General features: G+C 60.0%; 13 protein-coding genes. 11 read left to right on the top strand and 2 right to left on the bottom strand.

Annotation, left to right across the window (positions count from 1 at the left end):
• Window positions 1–8: 8 nt before the first annotated feature.
• Window positions 9–608 (bottom strand): transcriptional regulator BetI, encoded by a 600-nt coding sequence (gene betI, locus BSU04_RS32155; RefSeq protein ID WP_089164322.1) that lies wholly within the window; start codon window positions 606–608, stop codon window positions 9–11.
• Window positions 609–830: 222 nt separating this feature from the next.
• On the opposite strand from betI, the gene fdhA reads away from it, so the two are divergent.
• Window positions 831–2,030, top strand: coding sequence for a formaldehyde dehydrogenase, glutathione-independent (fdhA, locus tag BSU04_RS32150; RefSeq protein WP_089164321.1), 1,200 nt, complete (start codon window positions 831–833; stop codon window positions 2,028–2,030).
• A gap of 48 nt (window positions 2,031–2,078) precedes the next feature.
• Here the strand turns inward: fdhA and BSU04_RS32145 are convergent, their stop codons facing one another.
• A complete protein-coding gene (locus BSU04_RS32145) occupies window positions 2,079–3,089 on the bottom strand; it encodes a GlxA family transcriptional regulator (RefSeq protein WP_089164320.1) in 1,011 nt (336 codons plus the stop codon).
• 451 nt (window positions 3,090–3,540) lie between these two features.
• On the opposite strand from BSU04_RS32145, the gene BSU04_RS32140 reads away from it, so the two are divergent.
• The 10 genes from BSU04_RS32140 to BSU04_RS32095 all read left to right on the top strand — a co-directional run bounded on the left by BSU04_RS32140 (window position 3,541) and on the right by BSU04_RS32095 (window position 16,110).
• Window positions 3,541–4,830, top strand: a complete 1,290-nt coding sequence (locus tag BSU04_RS32140; protein WP_089164319.1) for a serine hydroxymethyltransferase — start codon at window positions 3,541–3,543, stop codon at window positions 4,828–4,830.
• Window positions 4,831–4,857: 27 nt separating this feature from the next.
• Window positions 4,858–5,829, top strand: a complete 972-nt coding sequence (locus tag BSU04_RS32135; RefSeq protein WP_089164318.1) for a dipeptidase — start codon at window positions 4,858–4,860, stop codon at window positions 5,827–5,829.
• A gap of 33 nt (window positions 5,830–5,862) precedes the next feature.
• Entirely contained in the window at window positions 5,863–6,399 is a 537-nt protein-coding gene (locus tag BSU04_RS32130; protein WP_089164317.1) for a DUF5943 domain-containing protein, read from the top strand.
• 49 nt (window positions 6,400–6,448) lie between these two features.
• Window positions 6,449–8,512 carry an NADH:flavin oxidoreductase gene (locus tag BSU04_RS32125; protein ID WP_089164316.1) on the top strand — a complete coding sequence of 688 codons (2,064 nt, stop codon included), beginning with the start codon at window positions 6,449–6,451 and terminating at the stop codon, window positions 8,510–8,512.
• Between the two features lie 2 nt (window positions 8,513–8,514).
• Window positions 8,515–10,434 (top strand): (Fe-S)-binding protein, encoded by a 1,920-nt coding sequence (locus BSU04_RS32120; RefSeq protein WP_089164315.1) that lies wholly within the window; start codon window positions 8,515–8,517, stop codon window positions 10,432–10,434.
• Window positions 10,435–10,437: 3 nt separating this feature from the next.
• Window positions 10,438–11,625 carry an electron transfer flavoprotein subunit alpha/FixB family protein gene (locus tag BSU04_RS32115; protein ID WP_089164314.1) on the top strand — a complete coding sequence of 396 codons (1,188 nt, stop codon included), beginning with the start codon at window positions 10,438–10,440 and terminating at the stop codon, window positions 11,623–11,625.
• Window positions 11,626–11,665: 40 nt separating this feature from the next.
• Window positions 11,666–12,472: an electron transfer flavoprotein subunit beta/FixA family protein gene (locus BSU04_RS32110; protein ID WP_256983559.1), complete on the top strand. Its 807-nt coding sequence runs from the start codon at window positions 11,666–11,668 to the stop codon at window positions 12,470–12,472.
• A gap of 63 nt (window positions 12,473–12,535) precedes the next feature.
• On the top strand, window positions 12,536–13,834 hold the full coding sequence (locus BSU04_RS32105) for an aromatic ring-hydroxylating oxygenase subunit alpha (protein ID WP_089164312.1): 1,299 nt from the start codon (window positions 12,536–12,538) through the stop codon (window positions 13,832–13,834).
• A 58-nt stretch (window positions 13,835–13,892) separates the two neighbouring features.
• Window positions 13,893–15,104 (top strand): hybrid-cluster NAD(P)-dependent oxidoreductase, encoded by a 1,212-nt coding sequence (locus tag BSU04_RS32100; RefSeq protein WP_089164311.1) that lies wholly within the window; start codon window positions 13,893–13,895, stop codon window positions 15,102–15,104.
• A gap of 142 nt (window positions 15,105–15,246) precedes the next feature.
• Window positions 15,247–16,110, top strand: coding sequence for a glycine betaine ABC transporter substrate-binding protein (locus BSU04_RS32095; RefSeq protein ID WP_089164310.1), 864 nt, complete (start codon window positions 15,247–15,249; stop codon window positions 16,108–16,110).
• Window positions 16,111–16,188 lie beyond the last annotated feature (78 nt).

Raw genomic sequence — 16,188 nt, 5'->3', positions numbered from 1 at the left:
GTAGTCCTTTAAGTGAGGGTCCGGCCGCGTGTGTCGAGCACGAGGTCGATGTAATCGTTGGCCAGGCGCATGGCCGCTTTCGTGTCGAACGGAACGCCTGACAGTGCGCCGCGCAACCACAAGCCGTCGATCAACGCAGCCAGTCCGCTTGCCGCGCGACGGGCTGCGGCACGGGGCAGCGCCTTCGAAAAATCGGCGCATAAATTCGAATACAGGCGACGCGTGTTGACGTTTTGCAGCCGCCGCAATTGCGGTTTGTGCATGCTTTCCGACCAGAACGCGAGCCACGTTTTCATCACCGGATTGCTGACTTGCGCGACATCGAAGTTCGCCGCCACCACCGCACGCAAGCGTGCCCGCGGTTCGTCTTTCGCGGCCCGGCGTCTGCGGGACGTTGCGTTCCACAGGTCGCGCAACACGTGGCGCATGGTGGCTTCGAGCAGGCTGTCCTTGTCGCCGAAATAATGACTGACGATACCCGTGGAAATGCTCGCACGCTGCGCGACCGACGCCAGCGTCGTGCCGGCAAGACCGGCATGGTCGATGCTCAGCAGCGTGGCGTCGATCAACTGCGCCCGGCGGATTTCGCGCATTCCTAGCTTGGGCATGGCTTTTGTCTGAATAGCGTTGGGAAACAGTTACGGAAACCAGAATTGAATCCTAGGTATTTTATATTGATTGGTCAATCAATATAAAACCGCCATGTCGGATTCTGCCAAACCCATGTCGCGTTCGATGCGCGTCTGCGGTGCGGCACAGGACTACGCTCATTAGGCGGTGCATGGCTGTGTTTTGCCGTGCAAATCGTCCACGAGACAAGGAGACAGGCAATGAGCAGTAATCGCGGCGTCGTATATCTAGGGCAGGGCAAGGTTGAAGTGCAATCCATCGACTATCCGAAAATGGTCGATCCACGCGGCCGCCAGATCGGTCATGGCGTGATTCTCAAAGTGGTTACAACGAATATCTGCGGGTCGGACCAGCATATGGTGCGAGGCCGCACGACGGCTCAGGTCGGGCTTGTGCTTGGGCATGAGATTACCGGCGAGGTGATTGAGATTGGGCGCGATGTGGAGACGCTCAAGATTGGCGATCTGGTTTCCGTGCCGTTCAACGTGGCATGCGGCCGCTGTCCGACCTGCAAGGCGCAGAACACGGGTGTATGCCTGAACGTCAATCCGTCGCGCCCGGGCGGCGCCTACGGTTACGTGGACATGGGCGGCTGGATTGGCGGTCAGGCTGAATACGTGATGGTCCCGTACGCCGACTTCAATCTTCTGAAGTTTCCCGATCGTGATCAGGCGATGTCGAAGATTCGCGATCTTACGTGCCTGTCCGACATTCTGCCGACGGGCTATCACGGCGCAGTGATGGCGGGCGTGAAGCCGGGCTCGACGGTGTATATAGCAGGCGCGGGTCCGGTCGGCATGGCCGCGGCGGCGTCCGCTCGTTTGCTGGGCGCGGCTTGCACGATTGTTGGCGACATGAACGAAGAGCGCCTCGCGCACGCGCGCAAGGTGGGATTCGAGACCGTGGATCTGTCGAAGGATGCATCGCTCGCCGACCAGATAGCGGCCATTCTCGGCACGCCCGAAGTGGATTGCGCGGTGGATTGCGTCGGCTTCGAAGCGCATGGTCACGGGAGCAGCGGAAGCCATCAGGAAGCGCCCGCCACGGTGCTGAATTCGCTGATGGAGATCACGCGGGTAGCGGGCGCGATCGGCATTCCGGGCCTTTATGTCACCGACGATCCAGGCGCCGCGGACGCAGCCGCGAAGAAGGGTGCGCTGAGCATTCGCTTCGGCCTGGGCTGGGCGAAGTCGCATTCGTTCTTCACCGGGCAGACGCCGGTCGTGAAGTACAACCAGAACCTGATGCAAGCCATCTTGTGGGATCGCCTGCCGATTGCGGATATCGTCAATGTCTCCGTGGTGACGCTCGATCAGGCGCCGGATGGATATCGGCAATTCGATGGTGGCGCGCCGCGCAAGTTCGTGATCGACCCGCACGGGATGTTGAAGGCCGCGTAAGGCGCCGAGCTCAAGGCGCCGCTTTTAGCTTGAATTGAAGCGGAAAGCTTAAGCGGCGTTTTGGGCAATTGCCATCGGGGCAACGACGGCGAGCGGCGGCAACTGGCGCCGCCGTTCCCGCGTGGGCGCGGTGCCGAATGAATCGCGATAGCTCTTGCTGAAGTGGCAGGCCGACTGAAAGCCGCACGCCATGGTTATATGCATGATCGACATGTCGGTCTGCAGCAGCAATTCACGCGCGCGGCGCAGCCGCAGCGTCAGGTAATAATGCGTGGGCGTCATGCCAAGGTGCTCGCGAAACAGCCGCTGCAATTGCCGCTGCGACATCCCTGCCAGCCGTGCGAGTTCTTCGCGCGACAACGGCTCCTCTATGTTGTTCTCCATCAGCGAAATCACTTCGAACAGCGACTTGTTCGCCGAGCCCAACCGCGCGACCAGCGGCATGCGTTGCTGCGCGCTGGTATCGCGAACGTGCTCCACGATGAACTGTTCCGCAATCTGCGTGACCTTCGCCGATCCCACGCGCGTGGCAATCAGGTTCAACATCATGTCGAGCGGTGCAACGCCGCCCGTGCAGGTCACGCGGTCCCGGTCGATCACGAACAGCTCTTTGAGAAAGCGTGTTTCCGGGAACTCCTCTTTCAGCGCCGACATGTTTTCCCAATGAATCGCGCATGCATAGCCGGCGAGCAGACCGGCTCGCGCGAGGGCATAGGTGCCGGTGCAGAGACTGCCGAGCACACTGCCCAATCGCGCAAAACGGCGCAGCGCTGACAGATGGGCGGGCGTGGTTTCACGCTGGACGTCGATGCCGCCGACCACGAACACGATGTCCGGCAGCCCGACGCACTCGACCGGTCCGGTGTCCACTGAGAGGCCATTGCTCGCCGCCACGGGACCGCCGTCCGGGCTCACGATCGACCACGTGTACAGCTTCTGCCCGGTCAGATAGTTCGCCATGCGCAGCACTTCGATGGCGTTGGTGAACGCGATCATCGTGAAATTAGGCAGCGGCATGAACGCGAAATGCGCGAGCGACGCGGTTCGGTCGGGGGACATGGAGAAGGGGATCCTTCGAATCTAGGGTGTGGCTGTGTCGTGGGGACACGACTATGGACATTTTGTAGATGTTTGCAACATGCATGCCATCAGGCTAAACCCTATTGGCATTCAAGCTTACGGGGACGTAAGCCCCTGGCAACGCACCGCAACGGGGATCAAGGCCCCAATTCGCACCGCACGGGAGCGCGAATTCTTCGCCGCAGTGCAGCATCGAACGGGCGTACGGGAATGGCGCTTGGCGACTTGTGTAAAACGGACGCGCATGTCGGAAAAGGCCAAGAACACGTCTAAATTCATAAATTGGCGCGTGGGGTGAAAGTCAAGAATAGACGCATCGGAAAGCGGTTCTAAGCGTGGTTTCAAGTGCCTTTGCGTAACTTTGCATCAGGGCTCACCAAGCAAACCGTCTTTCAAAAAACGACTTGTCCCCGAACCCACGGATGCTTCAATGTCAAATTCCTCGACTCGCCCCGCCGCCCCGTTCTTTGAAGAACCGCTTGCCACCCGCGACGCGCCTGTGCGCAGCGCCATCCTGAAAGAGCTGGAACGCCAGCAGTCGCAAATCGAGTTGATCGCGTCAGAGAACATTGTCTCGCGTGCCGTTCTTGAAGCGCAGGGTTCGGTGCTGACGAACAAATACGCGGAAGGTTATCCGGGCAAGCGCTATTACGGCGGCTGCGAATTCGTCGATGAAATCGAAACCCTTGCGATCGATCGCGTCAAGCAACTCTTTAACGCTCAATTCGCCAATGTGCAGCCGCATTCGGGCGCGCAGGCGAACGGCGCCGTGATGCTCGCGCTGACGAAACCAGGCGACACCGTGCTTGGCATGTCGCTCGATGCGGGCGGTCACCTGACGCATGGCGCGAAGCCGGCGATGTCCGGCAAGTGGTTCAATGCGATCCAGTACGGCGTCAACCGCGAGACCATGTTGATCGATTACGAGCAGATCGAAGAACTCGCGTTGCAGCACAAGCCGACGTTACTGATCGCGGGTTTCTCGGCCTATCCGCGTGAGTTGGACTTTGCGCGTTTGCGTGCTATCGCGGATAAGGCGGGTTCGAAGCTGATGGTCGACATGGCGCACATTGCCGGCGTGATCGCGGCGGGGCGGCATCAGAATCCGGTCGAGCATGCACATGTGGTGACCTCCACTACGCACAAGACACTGCGCGGCCCGCGCGGCGGTTTTGTACTGACCAATGACGAAGACATCGCCAAGAAGATCAATTCGGCGGTGTTCCCGGGCCTCCAGGGTGGTCCGCTGATGCATGTGATCGCTGGTAAGGCTGTCGCCTTCGGCGAGGCGCTGCAGCCCGGGTTCAAGACGTACATCGATAACGTGCTGGCCAACGCGAAAGCGCTGGGCGAAGTGCTGAAGGCCGGCGGCGTCGATCTGGTGACTGGAGGCACGGACAATCATTTGCTGCTCGTCGATCTGCGTCCGAAGGGCTTGAAGGGCAACCAGGTCGAGCATGCGCTGGAACGCGCCGGGATCACTTGCAACAAGAATGGCATCCCGTTCGATCCGGAAAAGCCCACGGTCACGTCAGGCGTGCGCCTCGGTACACCGGCCGGCACCACGCGTGGTTTTGGCGTGGCAGAGTTCCGTGACATCGGCCGCTTGATCGTGGAAGTGTTCGACGCTTTGCGCGATCACCCCGAAGGTCACGCTGACACCGAACACCGCGTGCGTCGCGAAATCTTCGCGCTGTGCGAACGCTTCCCCATTTATTGATTACGTCCTCCTTTTCCGGAGCAAGAGATGAGCACACTTCACGACAGCAGCATCATCATCGACGGCCTGAACATTTCGAAGTTTGAACCGTCGGTATTCGAGGACATGAGAAAGGGCGGCGTGACCGCGGTGAACTGCACGGTGTCGGTCTGGGAGAGCTTCCAGAAGACCGTCGACAACATTGGCGAAATGCGTCAAATGATCCGTGAGCACAGCGACATTCTCACGCTCGTGCGCACGACGGACGACATTCGTCGCGCGAAGCAAGAGAACAAGACGGGCATCATTTTTGGGTTCCAGAACGCGCATGCGTTCGAGGACAACCTCGGCTACATCGAAACATTCAAGCAGCTTGGCGTGAACGTCGTGCAGCTTTGCTACAACACGCAGAACCTCGTGGGCACCGGTTGCTACGAGCGCGATGGCGGTCTCTCGGGTTTCGGCCGCGAAGTGATTCAGGAAATGAATCGCGTGGGCATCATGGTCGACCTCTCGCATGTGGGCGGCACGACGTCGTCCGAAGCTATCGCTTTCTCGAAGAAGCCGGTGTGTTATTCGCATTGCTGCCCGTCGGGCCTGAAAGAACATCCGCGCAATAAGTCCGATGAGCAACTTAAAGAAATTGTCGACGCGGGCGGTTTCGTCGGCGTGACGATGTTCGCGCCGTTCCTCAAGCGCGGCCCGGATGCGACGGTGGAAGACTATCTCGAAGCGATCGAGTATGTGGTCGACCTGATCGGCGAAGACAACGTGGGTATTGGCACGGACTTCACGCAGGGCTACAGCACGGAATTCTTTGACTGGATCACGCACGACAAGGGTCGTTATCGTCAACTGACAAACTTCGGCAAGGTCGTGAATCCTGAAGGTATCCGAACGATTGGCGAATTCCCGAACCTGACAGCTGCGATGGAACGCGCCGGCTGGGGTGAGTCGCGCATCAAGAAGATCATGGGCGAGAACTGGGTGCGCGTGTTCGACAGCGTCTGGAACGTCTGACCCGGCTCAACCTAATAACAAGGAACCCACACGATGCAACCGCAACTGCCTATTGACGTCGATCCGGAAACCGGCGTCTGGACAACCGACTCGCTGCCCATGCTGTACGTACCGCGCCATTTCTTTACGAACAACCATTTGGCGGTAGAAGAAGCGCTGGGCCGCGAAGTGTATGCGAAGAGCCTTTATACGGCGGGTCACAAGTCGGCGTATCACTGGTGCGATAAAGAAGCCAAGCAACACGGCATTAGCGGCATGGCGGTGTTTGAACATTATCTGAAGCGCCTGTCGCAACGCGGCTGGGGGTTGTTCTCGATCGTTGCCAGCGATCCGGCGGCCTCGACCGCCACGGTGCATTTGCATAACTCGTCTTTCGTGCTGGCGCAGCCGGGCAAGGAAGGCAAGCTTTGCTACATGTTCGCCGGCTGGTTCTCAGGCGCGATGGACTGGGTCAACGACACCGCACCGCAGGGCACGAAGAAAGGCCCGAAGTCGTTTTCTGTCGAGACGCAATGCGCGGCCGAAGGCCATTCGCATTGCGTGTTCGAAGTGACGCCGCTGGCAGCGTGAACGAGTAACGAAGCTGCGTAGTACATAGATAAATCCGAGGTCGACCGCGATGCGTTACCCCAACCTTTTCAAGCCTCTTACGCTGAACAAGCTGACCTTGCGCAACCGCATTGTCAGCACTGCGCACGCGGAGGTGTACGCGGAGCCGGGTGGTTTGCCCGGCGATCGGTATATCCGTTATTACGAGGAAAAGGCCAAGGGTGGCGTGGGATTGGCCGTGTGCGGCGGATCGAGCCCGGTGTCCATCGACAGTCCGCAAGGATGGTGGAAGTCGGTGAATCTTGCGACCGACAAGGTCATCGATCCGCTCTCGCGCCTCGCCGAAGCCATGCACAAGCACGGCGCAAAGATCATGATCCAGGCGACCCACATGGGCCGCCGCACCGCGTATCACGGCGAACACTGGCCGCATCTGATGTCGCCATCCGGCGTGCGGGAGCCGGTGCATCGCGGCAACGCGAAGATCATTGAAGTGGAAGAAATCAAGCGCATCATTTCCGACTTTGCCGCAGCCGCCAAGCGCGTGAAAGATGCGGGCATGGACGGCGTGGAAATATCGGCGGCGCACCAGCATTTGATCGACCAGTTCTGGAGCCCGCGCACGAATTTTCGTACCGATGAATGGGGTGGCTCGCTCGAGAACCGTCTTCGTTTTGGTAACGAAGTGCTCAAGGCCGTGCGTGAAGCGGTCGGTCCGGACTTTTGCGTCGGACTACGTATGTGTGGCGATGAATTCCACGAAGATGGCCTCGATCACACACAGTTGAAGGAGATCGCACAGTCGATGTCGGAGTCGGGTCTGATCGACTACATCGGCGTGATTGGTTCCGGTGCCGACACGCACAACACGCTCGCGAACTGCATGCCGCCGATGGCGCTGCCGCCCGAGCCGTTCGTGCATCTCGCGGCAGGCATCAAGTCCGTGGTGAAGCTGCCGGTGATGCATGCGCAAAGCATTCGTGACGCAGGGCAAGCGGAGCGCCTGCTCGAAAGCGGCATGATCGATCTGGTCGGCATGACGCGCGCGCAGATCGCCGATCCGCACATGGTCATCAAGATCCGCGATGGCCGCGAAGACGAGATCAAGCAGTGCGTGGGCGCGAATTATTGTATCGACCGGCAGTACAACGGTCTCGATGTGCTGTGCGTGCAGAACGCGGCTACATCACGTGAAGAGACCATGCCGCACGTGATCGAAAAGTCCCGTGGGCCGAAGCGCAAGGTCGTGGTCGTTGGCGCGGGTCCTGCGGGACTCGAAGCCGCGCGTGTGGCGAAATCGCGGGGGCATGACGTCGTATTGTTCGAGAAGAACGATTATGTCGGCGGCCAGATCATGCTGGCGGCCAAGGCGCCGCAGCGTGAGCAGATGGCGGGCATCGTGCGCTGGTTCGACATGGAAACGAAGCGCCTTGGCGTCGATCGCCGGCTGGGCGTGGCAGCCGATGAAAAGATGATCATGGCGGAAAAGCCGGACATCGTCGTGCTGGCTACGGGCGGATCGTCGTTCACGCAACAAGTGCCGGCATGGGGCGTAGAGCAAGGCCTGGCTGTTAGCTCGTGGGACATCCTCTCAGGCAAGGTCGAGCCGGGCAAGAACGTACTGGTCTATGACGGCGTGAGCATGCAGGCGGGCGCGGGTGTGGCGGACTTCATCGCGAGCCGCGGTGGCAACGTTGAGATCGTGACGCCGGACGTGAAGGTTTCCGACGATGTGGGCGGCACTACTTTCCCGATTTTCTATCGACGTCTGTATGCACAAGGTGTGATCTCCACGCCGAACTACTGGCTCGACAAGGTGTATGAGGAAGACGGCAAGAAGATCGCTGTAATCCGCAATGAATACACGGAAGAGCAGGAGGAGCGCTCGGTCGATCAGGTCGTGATCGAGAACGGCATTTTGCCGAATGACGAGCTCTACTGGAAGCTCAAGCCGGAGTCGTTGAATCGCGGCCAGATCGATGTGCACAAGCTGTTCGCATCCGAGCCGCAACCTTCCTTGAGTGAAGAACTGGGCAACGGCCGCTTCCTGCTGTTCCGCGTAGGCGACTGCATCTCCATGCACAACATTCACGGCGCGATCTACGACGCGCTGCGCCTCGTCAAGGACTTCTGATAATGAGCCCGGTGTTTGTCATTACCGCGTTGTTGTGGTTGTCGGTGGCGGGTCTGGCATTTGCACTGTTCAAGCGTGCGTCGTATTGGCGTGAAGGCCGCGCGACAGCCGCGGGTGCGTATGGCTGGGGCAATTTGCTGTCTATTCCGAAGCGCTATTTCGTGGATCTGCATCATGTGGTCGCACGCGATCCGTATATTGCCAGGACGCACGTGGCAACAGCCGGTGGAGCGATTGCGGCCATGGCGCTGGTGTTCCTCAACTACGGGCTGGCTATCTATTCGCCGTGGCTCGACAAGCTGATTTTTCTCGCGGCGTTGGTCATGCTCGTGGGCGCAGTGTTTGTCTGGCGTCGGCGGCATGGTGCCAAAGCGGTGCCGGCGCGTTTGTCCCGTGGTCCGTGGGACAGCTTGCCGCTGCTGCTGGGTTCGTTCGCACTTGGGATTGTGCTGTTCATCGTGTTGCCCGCTGCAGCAATGTCCGGCGCATTGGCGATCATCGTTGCGTTGCTGATTGCCGTGGGTGCTTTCACGATGACCTTCGGCGCGGCCCGTGGCGGTCCGATGAAACACGCGCTTGCAGGATTGCTGCATCTCGCGTTTCATCCCCGGCAGGAGCGTTTCACAGGGCGCAGTCATGAGCATGACGTTGTCCCGCCGACCGCGCTCAAGATGCCTGTGCTCGATGCAAAGGAATATGGCGTTGGTAAGCCGGTCGAGTTCCGATGGAATCAATTATTGAGCTTCGATGCCTGCGTGCAATGCGGCAAGTGCGAAGCAGCGTGTCCGGCGTTCGCAGCGGGTCAGCCGCTGAACCCGAAGAAGCTGATCCAGGATCTGGTGACCGGCATGGTCGGTGGTTCGGACGCCGCGTATGCCGGCAGCCCGACACCGGGTATCCCGCTTGGCAAGCATTCAGGCGCACCGACGAAGCCGTTGATCTCCACAATGATCGAAGCGGATACGATCTGGTCCTGCACCACATGCCGTGCGTGCGTTCAAGAGTGCCCGATGCTGATCGAGCATGTGGACGCCATTGTTGATATGCGGCGCAATCAGACGCTGGTTGAAGGTATCGTGCCAGGCAAGGGTCCCGAGACGCTGGCGAATTTGCGTGAGACGGGTAGCGCGAATGGCTTCGATATCGGCGCGCGTTACGACTGGGCCGTGGACTTGCAAGTGCAGGTCGCGCAGCCGGGACGTCCGGTGGACGTGCTCCTCATCGCAGGCGAAGGTGCATTCGACATGCGCTATCAGCGCTCGCTGCGTGCCTTGGTAAAAGTATTGAACAAAGCAGGCGTGGACTACGCTGTGCTCGGCGGCGTGGAAACGGATACTGGCGATACGGCGCGTCGTCTCGGCGATGAAGCCACGTTCCAGCAACTGGCGACGCAACTCATCGCGACCCTTTCGACGTATTCGTTCAAGAAGATCGTCACCGCCGATCCGCATGTGATGCATAGCCTGCGCAACGAGTATCGCGCGCTGGGCGGCCTGTACGAAGTGCAGCATCACACGTCACTGATCGCGGAACTGGTCGCTAGTGGCAAGCTCACGCCGGCCGCTGAAAGTGCGCTCGCCGCGGGCAAGACCGTCACCTATCACGATCCGTGTTATCTCGGCCGATACAACGGCGAGACAGAAGCGCCGCGCAAGCTGCTCAAATCGATCGGCATCAAGGTCGTCGAGATGGAACGCAACGGCATGCGTGGCCGATGCTGCGGCGGTGGCGGCGGCGCGCCGCTCACGGACATCCCTGGCAAGCAGCGCATTCCCGACATCCGCATCAACGACGCCCGCGCGATCAACGCGGAGATCGTCGCGGTCGGATGTCCTAACTGCACGGCGATGCTGGAAGGTGTAGTAGGTGCTCGGCCGGAAGTGCTGGACGTGGCTGAACTCGTTGCAGCGGCGCTGGAGTAAGCAATGGATACCATCAAACGAATTGATCCGCGCCGGCCATTTTCCATCACGGCAGAAGGGCTAAAACGCATTACGCTGGGTTTTGTCGGCGTGGCGGGGGACGCTCATGCTACTGCGCCAGGCGGGCATCGTGAGCAGGTGAAGCCGCGTCGTACGACGGCCGCAGCGCAACGCTCATTGCTCGTGGCTGCGCACAGTGACCGTGGTTCGCTTGACGACCACGCGCGCCAGACGCTTGCGGCAGCGGCGTTATTGGCGGAGTCGACCACGCAGATTGTATTGCTTGTCCTGGGCGAATTGAAGGACGACGCGGCTGCGCTGGGCGCGGACCAGGTGATAGAGATGCCCGCATTCGATCGTCGCGCATTCGCACCCGACGCAGCCTTGGACGCGCTCGCCGCATGCGTCGCGGCGTATTCACCCGCGCATGTCTTTCTCCCCGATAACGCGACCGGCGACGGCGATCTTGGCCGCCGATATGCGGCGCAAGCGAAGGCATCGGTGGCGGCACATGTGGTCGAAATAGACACCGCGCACGTGGCGGTTTATACGCAAGCGCGCAAGGCGTTCGCATTTCGTTCGCTTCCCGACGTGATCCTGTTGGCGCCGAATACCGTCGATGCAAGGTTGCCGTTTGTCGGCGCAGGCGAGCGCGTTGCGCCAGAGCAGTTCTTCGTTGAGGATCACCAGAAGAAGAGTTCCTACAAAGATCTGGGCATCGAAGAAATAGATGCCGCGCAAGTGGCGTTGGAAGAGGCGGATTTCATCGTGTCGGCGGGTAATGGCGTGACTGATGTTCCCGCATTCGAGCGCCTCGCGAGCACCGTAGGCGCTGCAATAGGCGCAAGCCGCGTAGCCGTCGACGATGGCAAGTTCCCCCGCGACAAGCAGATCGGCGCAACCGGCAAGACGGTCGATGCGAGCATCTACATCGCGTTCGGTATCTCCGGCGCGGTGCAGCACTTGCAGGGCATCAAGGATTGCCGGCACGTGATTGCGGTAAACCTGGACGCGAGCGCGCCAATCGCAAAACGGGCGAACCTGACGATCATCGGCGACGCGCAGGAAACGATCGCGGCGTTGACCGATGCAGCTGCGGCCGCGCGTAACGCGCGTGCCAACCCGGGCGCGATGGCAATGTCCGGAGGCAGCGCCGCGAGCAGCGCGAAGCTGGAAGGAGCGCTCGCATGAATCTCATCAAGCACGCTCGGGGAGCATTCAATTGACTAGCGTGACTAATGCATCGACCACGAATCGCGTAAGCAAGATTGCTGTGCTTGTATCGGTGGGCCGTCATCCAGTGAGCGGAACAGCGCGCTACAGCCGCAACGACGCTGCGGCACTGACGCTGGCGACGCGACTCGCCGCCCAACACCACGCAACACTCGACGTGTTGCACGCAGGCGATCCGACCAATCCCGCATTGCGCGAATATCTCGCGTTGGGCGCGGCAAAGGTGGAAGTGCTGGCCGTCGCCGCGGGAGACGAAATCGCGCCGGCGCTGACCGCGCGCTTGAAGGGCTACGACCTCGTGCTGACTGGCACGCGCGCCGAAGGCACGGAAGACAGCGGCATGCTGCCGTACCAGCTCGCTGATGCATTGGGATTTGCGCTGCTTGGATCGGCGGTGGATATCGACATTGAAGCAGACGCTGACGTGGCGCACATCACCGTTCGGCAATTCCTGCCGAAAGGGTTGCGCCGGCGCGTGCAGGCAAGCTTGCCCGCGCTGGTCGCGGTGCATCCCATGGCCAACGCCACGCCGCGATACGCATACGCGAAACTGCGCGACGGCGCCATTGAGCCGGTGCTGGTCAGTGCGGCGAACTCAACGGAAAGCCTCCCCTGGTCGATCAAGCCCGCGACGGCAAAACCCGTGCGACTGGCGGCGGCTGAAAAGCGTTCGGGCCACGCGCGCATGCTCTCGGCGACCACCACGGAAAGCCGGGGCGGCAGCGTCGTAATTGAAGGGACTTCCGTCGAAAAAGCACAAGTGATCCTGGCGTATTTGCGCGAGCATCAACTCGTCGACTACTGATTTGCGACACGAAAATTCCCGCGCGTTCAAGGTCGGGCGGGGCACCAAAACACGGAGTACACGATGAAAGTTTCCGCAGACGTTCGTGCAATGATCGAACGCCGCAAGAAGGGTCACACGCTGGCAGCGCCGTTCTACGCGAGCGAGGAAGTCCACGCGCTCGACATGGATGCGATCTTCCGGCGGCACTGGATCCAGGTCGCGGTCGAACCGGACGTGCCGGAAGCGGGCGACTACATGACGGTGGAACTCGGCAACGATTCCATCCTGATCGTGCGTGACGACGACATGCAGATCCGCGCGTTCCATAACGTCTGCCGGCATCGGGGTGCGCGCCTGTGCAGCTCGGAAAAGGGCTCGCTCGGCAATATCGTGTGCCCGTATCACAGCTGGACCTACAACCTGAACGGCGACCTGATGTTCGCCGAGCACATGGGCGAGCAGTTCGACAAGTGCAAGCACAGCCTCAAGAGGGTCCACCTTGAAAACCTCGCGGGCCTGATTTTTATCTGCCTCGCTGAAACGCCGCCGGCCGATTTTGCCGTATTGCGCGCTTCGATGGAACCGTATTTGCTGCCGCACGGTCTGGCCGACTGCAAGGTGGCCGCCGCTATCGACATCATCGAAAAGGGCAACTGGAAGCTCACGATGGAGAACAATCGCGAGTGTTATCACTGCGTTGCTAACCATCCTGAGTTGACTATATCGCTCTACGAATATGGCTTCGGCTATCAGCGTTCCGCGGACAACGAAGAGGCCATGGCGGCCTTTGACAAGACCGTTGAAGAACGCACGAAACAATGGGAAGCGATGAACCTGCCGTCGAAGGAAATCGACCGGCTGGCTGACCTTGTCAGCGGTTTTCGCACGCAACGTTTGCCGCTCGATCGCAGCGGCGAGTCCCAGACGATGGACGCCAAGGTGGCGTCAAAGAAATTGCTGGGTGGCTTTCAACAAGCCGACCTGGGCGGCCTCTCGTTCTGGACGCAGCCGAATTCATGGCATCACTTCATGAGCGATCACATTGTGAGCTTCTCGGTGATTCCGCTGTCGGCTGGCGAGACGCTTGTTCGCACGAAATGGCTTGTGCACAAGGACGCGAAGGAAGGTATTGACTACAACGTCGACAACCTGACCGCCGTCTGGCGCGCGACCAACGACCAGGACCGTGCGCTGGTGGAATTCTCGCAACTCGGTGTGACGAGCAGCGCGTATGAACCGGGTCCGTATTCACCGTTCACGGAAGGTCTGGTTGAGAAATTCTGCGAGTGGTATATCGGCCGGCTCGACGACTACGCGAACACGCCGGATGAAGCGAGCGTGAACACGCACGGCGAGAAAGTCGTGTCGTTCAAGCGCTAACTTATCGAACACTCAAGCGAACAAAAACGTCGCACTCAAAGCTACAGCGGAGAAACAGATGATGCGCGATCAGGCGACGTTCGAGCCTGCCCCGAACCGAGTGACCCAACCCGAGTTCTGGGGCACGCTTCCCGCCCGTTGGGATAGCGACACAGACGAGACGCTCGTCTGCTGCCACGTTCGTCAGGAAACGCACGACGTAAAGAGCTTTTTCTTCCGTGCGCCGGTTGAACGGACCTTCGTTTTCGAGCCGGGCCAGTTCATCACGCTGGAGCTGGAGATAGACGGCGAATCGATCAATCGCTGCTATACGATCTCCTCGCCGCCTACGCGTCCGCACACCATCTCCATCACGGTGAAGCGCGTGCCGGGCGGCAAGGTGTCGAACTGGCTGCACGACAATCTTCAGACGGGTGGCAAGGTCCGCGTGCTGGGACCTGCCGGCGAGTTCACCTGCGCGCGGCACCCGGCGCGCAAGTTCCTGTTTTTATCCGCGGGATCCGGTGTCACGCCATTGATGTCCATGAGCCGAGCGCATCACGAACTCGGCGAAGATCGCGACATTGTGTTCGTGCACAGTGCACGCACACCCGACGACATCATCTTCGCGCGCGAACTCGACCTGATTGCGTCGAACCAGACGAATTTCCGCACCGCGTTTGTATGCGAACGAGTCGGCGCACGAACGAACTGGCCAGGGGTGACGGGTTTCCTCACGCTGCCCTTGCTCAAGCTGATCGCGCCCGATTTTCTGGAACGGGAAATCTTTACCTGCGGTCCGGCGCCCTACATGAAAGCAGTGCGCGACCTGCTCGCGGAAGGCGGTTTCGACACCACGCATTATCACGAAGAAAGCTTTTCCTTCGAGACGATCGCGGAAGTCGCGGCGCAACTGACCACCGCTCACGTGGCCGATGCGTTGCAATCCACCGGGACATTCGCGCAGATGCGGGAAAGTGCGGTTGGTTTTGACCTCTCGCCTGAACTCGCCCCCGCGCCCGTAGAGACCACGTTCAAGGTGAGTTTTGCCAAGAGCAACCGCGAGATCGAATGCGGCAGCGCGCAGCATGTGCTGGACGCCGCCAAGAAATCGGGCGTGCGCTTGCCGGCATCGTGTACGCAAGGCATGTGCGGCACCTGCAAGGTCAAGCTGCTCTCCGGCGAAGTCGAGATGAAACATAACGGTGGCATTCGTCAACGCGAGATCGATCAGGGCATGGTTCTGTTGTGTTGCAGCAAGCCCCTGACGGACCTTGTCGTCGATAAGTAGGGTATTCATCAGGCCCGGCGACGCAGCCGGATAAAACGAGGTCGCATCCGGACAACTGGGTGTCGAAAAATAACCAGTCGGCGTATTTCTGGCCGGTGATTCTAAAGCCTCAATGGTGTGGACCGCAAAGGGGAGTACGACAATGAGACTGATCAAAAAACTGCTTGTTTTAAGCACTTTAAGTGCGGCGCTGGCTGCAACCAGCGCGGGTGTGATTGCCGCCGACGCGAAACCGACCATCAAGATCGGTTACGTGGAAGGCTGGGACGACAGCGTGGCGACGTCGAACGTGGCGGCTCAGATCATCGAGAAGAAGCTGGGTTATCCCGTGCAACTCGTGCCGGTCGCGGCCGGCGTGATGTGGCAGGGCGTGGCGCGCGGTGACCTCGACGCTACCTTGTCGGCGTGGCTGCCGGTTACGCACGGCGCGTATTGGGAAAACTTCAAGTCGAAAGTCGTCGATGTCGGCACCAATTTTCCTGACGCGAAGATTGGCCTGATCGTGCCGGAAAATGTGGACGTGACGAGCCTGACGGATCTCGAAGCGAAGAAGGACGAGTTCGGCGGGCGCATTGTTGGTATCGACGCAGGCGCAGGCGTGATGTCGAAGACGAGCGAAGCGATCAAGGCATACGGTCTCGACTACACCTTGATGCCGAGTTCGGGCAGCGCGATGACGGCGGAACTGGCCCGTTCGGAAAATGCGAAGAAGCCGATCATTGTGACGGGCTGGAAGCCGCACTGGATGTTCGCGAAGTACAAGCTGAAATTCCTGGAAGATCCGAAGAAGGTGTTCGGTGAAGCCGAGCACGTGGACAGCGTGATCAATCCGGGCCTGGAGACAAAGGCGCCTACCGTGGTTGCTTTCCTGAAGAAGTTCCAATGGAAACCGGGTGAGATCGACAGCGTGATGCTTGCCACCACGAACGGTGCGAAGCCGGCCGCCGCCGCGGATGCGTGGGTGAGCGCGCATGGCGACCGTGTGTCGAGCTGGACTGCTAATTAACAATCCCTTGCTTTAGATTCAACGAACAACGCCGCTTTTTAGCGGCGTTGTTTCGTTTCCGGAGCCTTTGTTCAAAGG

This window comes from Caballeronia sordidicola (assembly GCF_002220365.1).
Classification (GTDB): domain Bacteria; phylum Pseudomonadota; class Gammaproteobacteria; order Burkholderiales; family Burkholderiaceae; genus Caballeronia; species Caballeronia sordidicola_C.
The sequence above is the reverse complement of the archived record's forward strand: the minus strand, read 5'-3'. Positions and strand labels throughout refer to the sequence as shown.